This window comes from Botrimarina sp., from assembly GCF_040219535.1.
GTDB lineage: Bacteria > Planctomycetota > Planctomycetia > Pirellulales > Lacipirellulaceae > Botrimarina.
This window is the reverse complement of the sequence record NZ_JAVJSH010000023.1, coordinates 1-6,520: the sequence shown is the minus strand read 5'-3', so window position 1 is coordinate 6,520 and position 6,520 is coordinate 1. Positions and strand designations below refer to the sequence as shown.

General features: G+C 73.7%; 6 protein-coding genes. 5 read left to right on the top strand and 1 reads right to left on the bottom strand.

Going from position 1 to position 6,520, the window contains the following annotated elements; genetic code table 11:
• The first annotated feature begins 203 nt into the window (after positions 1–203).
• The 4 genes from RIC11_RS13945 (at position 204) to RIC11_RS13930 (ending at position 4,203) form a co-directional block, all read left to right on the top strand.
• On the top strand, positions 204–608 hold the full coding sequence (locus RIC11_RS13945) for a hypothetical protein (RefSeq protein ID WP_350212296.1): 405 nt from the start codon (positions 204–206) through the stop codon (positions 606–608).
• Positions 609–680: 72 nt separating this feature from the next.
• Positions 681–1,052: a DUF1580 domain-containing protein gene (locus tag RIC11_RS13940; RefSeq protein ID WP_350212294.1), complete on the top strand. Its 372-nt coding sequence runs from the start codon at positions 681–683 to the stop codon at positions 1,050–1,052.
• A 338-nt stretch (positions 1,053–1,390) separates the two neighbouring features.
• Positions 1,391–3,787: a DUF3987 domain-containing protein gene (locus RIC11_RS13935; RefSeq protein WP_350212291.1), complete on the top strand. Its 2,397-nt coding sequence runs from the start codon at positions 1,391–1,393 to the stop codon at positions 3,785–3,787.
• Positions 3,784–4,203: a hypothetical protein gene (locus tag RIC11_RS13930; RefSeq protein ID WP_350212289.1), complete on the top strand. Its 420-nt coding sequence runs from the start codon at positions 3,784–3,786 to the stop codon at positions 4,201–4,203. The genes RIC11_RS13935 and RIC11_RS13930 overlap by 4 nt, the downstream gene beginning before the upstream one ends.
• Before the next feature lie 60 nt (positions 4,204–4,263).
• Here RIC11_RS13930 and RIC11_RS13925 read toward each other — a convergent pair whose 3' ends face one another.
• A complete protein-coding gene (locus tag RIC11_RS13925; RefSeq protein ID WP_350212287.1) occupies positions 4,264–4,770 on the bottom strand; it encodes a GNAT family N-acetyltransferase in 507 nt (168 codons plus the stop codon).
• A 204-nt stretch (positions 4,771–4,974) separates the two neighbouring features.
• On the opposite strand from RIC11_RS13925, the gene RIC11_RS13920 reads away from it, so the two are divergent.
• A partial coding sequence (locus RIC11_RS13920) for a hypothetical protein (protein WP_350212285.1) occupies positions 4,975–6,520 on the top strand: 1,546 nt, incomplete at its 3' end.

Below are 6,520 nucleotides of genomic sequence, written 5' to 3'. Positions count from 1 at the left end.
GCCGCCGCCCAGGCGACCCTCGCCACCGTGCTGGTCACCCTCGCCCAACAAGCGATCGACCCGGTCGGCTGGCTCGCCAACGCCCGACGCACCGTCACCCCGCTAACGCTCGTGGGATGACGGGCGGTAAACAAGTACTCTTGCCGGAGGAGTTCGTTCCGCCAACGAGTCCACCAGAAGCTCGTGACGCGGAGGAATGCCTGATGAAGTTACGGGCCGTCGAGGAGGGGACCGAACGAGTCTGCGATGCTTTCAAACACAGCGAATTCGACATTAAGCTCGCGCTCCAAGTCATTACCGATGCTGCGTTGCACGCGGGCATTCTCTACTGCAAGATGCAGGTCCGAGAGCACGAAAGCGCTGCACGTGATGGCAAGAGAATCGCAGCGGCACGACGAAAGGGCGGCGCGAGCACCGGGCGGCTGTCTGAAGCGGAGAAGCGATTGGTTATCGACGAGATCGACCGCGTAAGCAGCAAGCACGATCGCCCTAGGATTTGGGCAGCTGAACTCGTTGCCGCTCAGCTGCGAACCGGAACGTTCCCGGGCATCAAGAAGTCAGTGGACTACACCACCAAGTATGTGGCCAACTTGCGCGCCGAACGCTAAGCGCTCGACTTTCTTTGCCGATCGCTAAGCGCTCGGCCGTTCAGCCATCGGCCGCCGCCAGAATCGCAAGGGTTGAAGCAATTCACCCCGTATTGCGAGCTGACGATGCGAACCGACGCGACCTGCGAAGCGGCCGACACCGGCCACGACGACGAGCGAATCACGCTCACCCAAGCGGCCCGCGAGACTCCCGGCCGGCCGCATCTTTCGACTATTCACAGATGGCGCCTGAGGGGCGTGCGCGGCGTGCGGCTGCGGACCGAGCTGGTCGGCGGCCGACGGTTCACCACGCGGCGTTGGCTGCGTGAGTTCCGCGCGGCCTGCTCCGCTGCGGGGGACGGGGCGGCCGGCGACAACGCCGCAACGCCCACTAGCGAGCCGACCGCTCGTCGCCAGCACGCGATCCGCGCCGCCGAGGCCGAACTCGACGCGGCCGGAATCTAGAGACCGCGACCCCCCAAGCACTCGTCGCCGAGTAGTGGGGCGCGTCGCGGTCGCCGGCAGGGGCTAGTCACCTCCCGCCGCCGGGTTCGACTCCCGGGCGCTCCAAACTCGGCGTTCCCACCACGGAAACGGGAAACGCCCGGCCGCCGCGAGGGCAGCCGGGCGCTTACGCCGGCAGGAGCTAGTCACGTGATGATTGTAACCAACGGCGCCAAGAGCGCCACCGCCATCCGGCGCCGCCGACGGCGCCAAGCCCGCCGGGTCGTCGCCCGGCTCGTCGGGCTTCACCCGGCGCTGACGACCGCCGACCGGCTCCCTCAGCCGAGGAGGGCCGGCCGATGAACCAAGCCGACACGAGCGACTGGCGCGAAGCGACACGCCGCGAGCCTTGCCCGGTCTGCGGCAAGCCCGACTGGTGCAGCCTGACCGGCCCCGAGGGGGACCCCGACGCGGCCGTCTGTATGCGGACCGAGAGCGACAACGCCCGCGGCAACGGCGGCTGGCTGCACCGCCTGAAGGACCACGGCCTCGCCGATCGGGGCCGGCCCGCCAGTGCGCAACGCCGGAAGCCCCAAGCGTCTACGTCTACGGATTCGCCCAAATCCCGAGCGCCGGCCGAAAACGTAGACGCGACCCTCTACCCGACCGCCGAGGCCGCGGTCGCCGCCTATGCGGCCCGCCACGGCCGGCCCGATCGCCAGTGGGCCTACCACGACGCGGCCGGCGAGCCGGCGCTGCTGGTCCTCCGCTGGAACGCCCGCGGCGAGCGTAAGAAGTCGATCCGCCCGGTACGCCGCACGGCGGCCGGATGGACGCACCAGCAACCGCCCGCGGGCCGGCCCCTCTACCGGCTGCCCGAGCTGCTCGCCAGCACGGGAACGGTCTACGTGGTCGAGGGAGAGCCAGCCGCCGACGCGCTGGTCGCCGCCGGGCTGGTCGCGACGACCTCGTCGGGCGGGTCCAAAGCGGCCGACAAGACCGACTGGTCGCCGCTCGCGGGGCGCGACGTGGTCCTCTTGCCCGACAACGACACGGCGGGCGCCGGCTACCGCGACGCGGTCCTCGGGCGCCTCGGCCGCCTCGCGCGGGCGCCGCGGGTGCGGGTCGTCGACCTGCCCGGCCTGCCGGCGAAGGGGGACGCGGTCGACTGGCTCGCCGCGGGCCACACGGCCGTCGAGCTGGCGCGCCTCGTCGCCGCGGCCGAGCCGGTCGCGCTCGCCGACGACGGCCGCCCGCTGCTCTACCGGCCGTTCCCGACCGCCCTCTTGCCCGGCGCCATGCGGCGGTTCGTCGACGAGGCGGCCGCCGCGTTCGGGTGCGACCCGGCGATGGTCGCGCTGCCGGCGCTGGCGGCCGCGGCCGGCGCGATCGGCGCGACGCGGACGCTGCGGCTGAAGCGCACGTGGTACGAGCCGGCCGTGCTGTGGTGCGTGGTCGTCGCCCCGTCGGGCGCGATGAAGTCGCAAGGGCGCAAGCTGGTGCTGGCCCCGATCCTCCGCCGGCAGAAGCAAGAGCTGGCCCGCTACAACGAGGCGCTGCTCGCGTTCGGCCCGCTGCAAGCGATCTACGAGAAGGACCTCGCGCAGTGGAAGCGGAGCAAGTCGCAAGAGCCGCCCCCCGAGGCGCCCGAGAAGCCCGAGCTGCGCGAGGTTCTGATCAGCGACACGACCGTCGAGGCGATCGCCAAGGCGCTGAAGGCAAACCCGCGCGGCCTCTACCTGGACCGCGACGAGCTAGGCGCGTGGTTCGGTTCGTTCGACAAATACAACCGCGGCGGGGGCGACGCGCAGAACTGGATGAACCTGCACGGCGCCGGGTTCGTGAAGGTCAACCGCTCGAGCGCCACGGGGCCGCCGCTGTTCGTCGACCGCGCCTGCGTGAGCCTCTGCGGCACGATCCAGCCGGCGATCCTCAGCCGCGCGCTGACCGACGAGCACCGCGAGAGCGGCCTCGCTGCGCGGCTGCTGATCGCGGCGCCGCCCCGCCGGCCGAAAGAGTGGACCGACGAGGAGGTCGACGAGGCGGTCGAGGCGGCTTTCGCCGAGCGGATGCTCGCGCTATTGGACCTGGGGTTCGGGACCGACCCGGACGGCGAGCCCGCCCCGGTCGCGCTGCGCCTGCAAGCGGCCGCGCAGCGGCGGTTCGTCGCGTTCGTCAACCGGCACGGCCGCGAGGGGCTCGACCGCGACGGCGACGAGCTGGCCGCGTGGAGCAAGCTAGAGGGCTACGCCGCGCGGCTAGCGCTCGTGCTGACGCTTTTCGACGACCCGGCCGCGACGACCGTCCCCGATGAGATGCTCGCCGCGGCGATCGGCCTCGTGGAGTGGTTCGCGCACGAGGCGGCCCGGTTCTACCGGGGCGCCCGCGAGTCGGCCGCCGAGCGCGAGCTGCGCGAGCTAGCCGACTGGATCGGCCGCCGCCCCGGCGGCGCTATCACGCCCAGCGCGCTGGTGCAGGGCCGGCGCAAGGTCGCCACGGTCGACGAGGCCGAGAAGCTGATCGCGCGGCTGATCGACGGCGGCTACGGCGGCTGGCGCCGGACGCCGACCGCCACCAAGCCGCGGGTGGAGTTCGTGCTCGGCTATGAAGAACCGTCTACGAATTCGCCCGAACCCCGAGCGCCACGCGAATCCGTAGACGTAGACGCCCCGGCCCCGCCAGAAACACGCGCCGAGTCGGGGAGCGATCCGGCGGTCGATCCGGCCGACGACGCCGAAGGGTGGGAGGCCGCGTGACGCTCACCGACTACCCGCCGGCGACCCCCGAAGCGATGGCCCTGCTGGCCGCTCTGCTGGCCGAGCGCGGGGTCGAGCTACGCGTCACGCCCGGCGGGGAGCTGCAGCTACGCGACCGCAGGGGCCGCCTGACGGCCGCCGACCGGGCGATGGTCCGCCACTACCGCCACGCGCTAGCCGACTGGCTCGCGGCGTCCCAGGAGCCCGTCGAGGAGCCCGCCGACGACACGGCCCCCGACGAGCCTATCGACGGGCCTATCGAGGCGCCCGCCGACCCGGCCGCCCCGCGGTGCGACCGCTGCGGCGCCGGCGAGTTCCGCGAGGTGGCGATCCACGCCGGCGCGTCGGTCCGGCGCGACTGCGCCCGGTGCGGGCGGACGTGGGGGTTCCCGGTGTGGTACGGCGACAAGGAATGAATCGCCTGTCGGGGCGGTTCCTCGCCGCGTTGCTTGCCAGGCTGAGCAAAGCCGCCCGCGTCAGGCCTCGCCGGCGCCGTAGGTCAGTTCCTCCACCAGTTCGCCGTTGACGGCGGTGCGCTCGCTCCGCAGCAGCCGCAGGCCGCACTTCTGCAGCACGCAGACCGAGGCCACGTTTCGCTTGTCAACGCTCGCCAGGGCGGGCGTCGTCGGGAAGCGCTCGCGTAGTTCGGCGAGCAGCCACCGCACGCTCTGGGTGGCGACCCCTCGGCCCCACCACGCCGGGACCACCTTGTACCCGAACCACAGCTCGCCTTGCGTGTCGAGCGTCGCTTGCAACACGGCTACGCACCGGCCGGTCGACCGCTCCCGGACCGCCCAGTTGAGCCACGCCTGGCCGCTCCCCTCGGGTGGGCCCGCCGCGAGGGCTCGGTAACCGCGGCGCAGGGCGTCCTGGGACGCCGGCCTCCGCTCGTCGAGGTACGCGTAGACTGCCGCTTCGCTGAGCCCGTCGTACAACTCGGCCGCGTGCTCCTCCCGCAGCGGCTCGTAAACCAACTCAGGCAAGGCAGTTGTCTCCGTGGCAGGCGCCGGCATGAGGCCCGCTCGGTGGCGGGGAAAGGGCCTGCCCCGCGCCCGACTTGGCCGGCCGCGTCGCCGGGGCGCCGGCGACGGGCCCGGCCGGTGACTATACTCGTGCCCGGCCCCGGGCGCACGCCCGGGAGCCGTCTGGCCCGGGCCGCCTGGCTCGCACGATCCGCGGAGACTGTCGTGGCGTATGACTCCGGCCGCCGACCCGATCGCCGTGGCGCAGCGGTCCGCCTCGCGCGGGCGGAGCGGCTAGAGTCCCGCGTCGCGCCGGGCGTGTTCCTGGCGTGGTTCGCCGCTTGGGAGTCGCTGTCCGGGGCGCCCGAGACGGCCATCGCGGCCCCCGCCCTCCAGCCCACCGAGTCGACGGGCCGGCTGCGTCCGCTCGCCGCGTCGACTGGGAACACGCTTGGGCCACCGCCGGACGACTGGGCGACGCTGCTCGCCGCGGAGCGCGTGGCGCACGGAGCGTCGCCTCAGCCGGGCGTCGCCCCGATGGCGTCCGTCGCCTCGCCGGCGGAGCAAGCGTCGGTCGTCGACGGCGCCCTCGCAAATTGGCTCGCCCAACCGCCGACCGAGACGCCCGAGGAAGCGGCGTCGGTCCTGCTCGGCCCCGCCCTGCCCGCGCCGGCGATTCCCCCCGCTACAGCCGGCGGCGCGTCGGCGGCTGCCGGGGGCGCCGCTCCGCAAAGCAGCGGCGGCGGCTCGGCGGCCCCGGTCACGTTCGCGGCCGGGGCCGCGAGCGGCGGGTTCGTTGCGTCGGCGGCGGCCGTGGGTTCGCCCACCACGCAGGCCGGCACGCCCCGACCCGAAGCGGCCGCCGGCTTGTCGCTCATCGACGCGTCCGGCGCGGCGGTCGACACTTCGGACAACGCCAACACGGTCGTCGTCGGCGCCGCCACGTGGTGCCCCAAGTGCGCCGACTTCAAGGCCCAGCTCGCCGAGGCGCCCGCCGCGGTGGAGGGCCTCCGCGTCGTGTTCGCGTTCGGCGACGAAGGGGGCGCGGGCCCGGGCGGCGTGCGCGACGCGGCGTTCCTCGACGGGCTGCCGGGTGAGGTCGCGTTCTACGCCGAGGGGAGCGTGCGGGCCGACCGCTACCCCACCGCGTTCAACCCGGCGAGCGGCCTGTTCGACACGCACGCGGCCGACGCGGTCGACGCGTGGGCCGCCGGCGCGTGGGGCGCGCAGCCGGCGCTCCGGCTGACCGACGCGGCGGGCCAGCCGCTGGGCGTCCGCCCGGGCCCCGACACGCTGGTGGTCGGCGCGGCCACCTGGTGCGGCTACTGCGCGCAGCTCAAGCAGCAACTCGCTACGCCCGAGATGCGTCAAGCGACCGAGGGGCTCACCGTGGTGTTCGCGTTCGCCGACGAAGGGGGGACCGGCCCGGGGGGCGTGCGCGACGCGGCGTTCCTCGATAGCCTGCCGGGCGAGGTGGCCTTCTTGGCGCCGGGCGGCGTGCGGCCGAGCAGCTTCCCCTCGGTCTACGACCCGGCCACCGGCGCGTTCGCCGGGAGCGCGTTCACGGCGATCGACGCGTGGATCCAGGCCGCTAGCGCCGCGGCCGCCGAGCCGGTGGCGGCTGGCGCTACGGCCGCTAGCGCGGCGACCACGTGCGAGCTGCCGGGCGACTACAACGCGGACGGGGTGGTCGACGGGGCCGACTACACGGTGTGGCGCGACACGCTCGGCTCGACGAGCGACCTGCGCGCCGACGGCCAGCCCGACGGCG

What these genes read in the sequence shown, in the direction of transcription:
- RIC11_RS13945 (WP_350212296.1), top strand. Translation starts at nt 204, where the DNA reads ATGAAGTTACGGGCCGTCGAGGAGGGGACCGAACGAGTCTGCGATGCT.
- RIC11_RS13935 (WP_350212291.1), top strand. Translation starts at nt 1,391, where the DNA reads ATGAACCAAGCCGACACGAGCGACTGGCGCGAAGCGACACGCCGCGAG.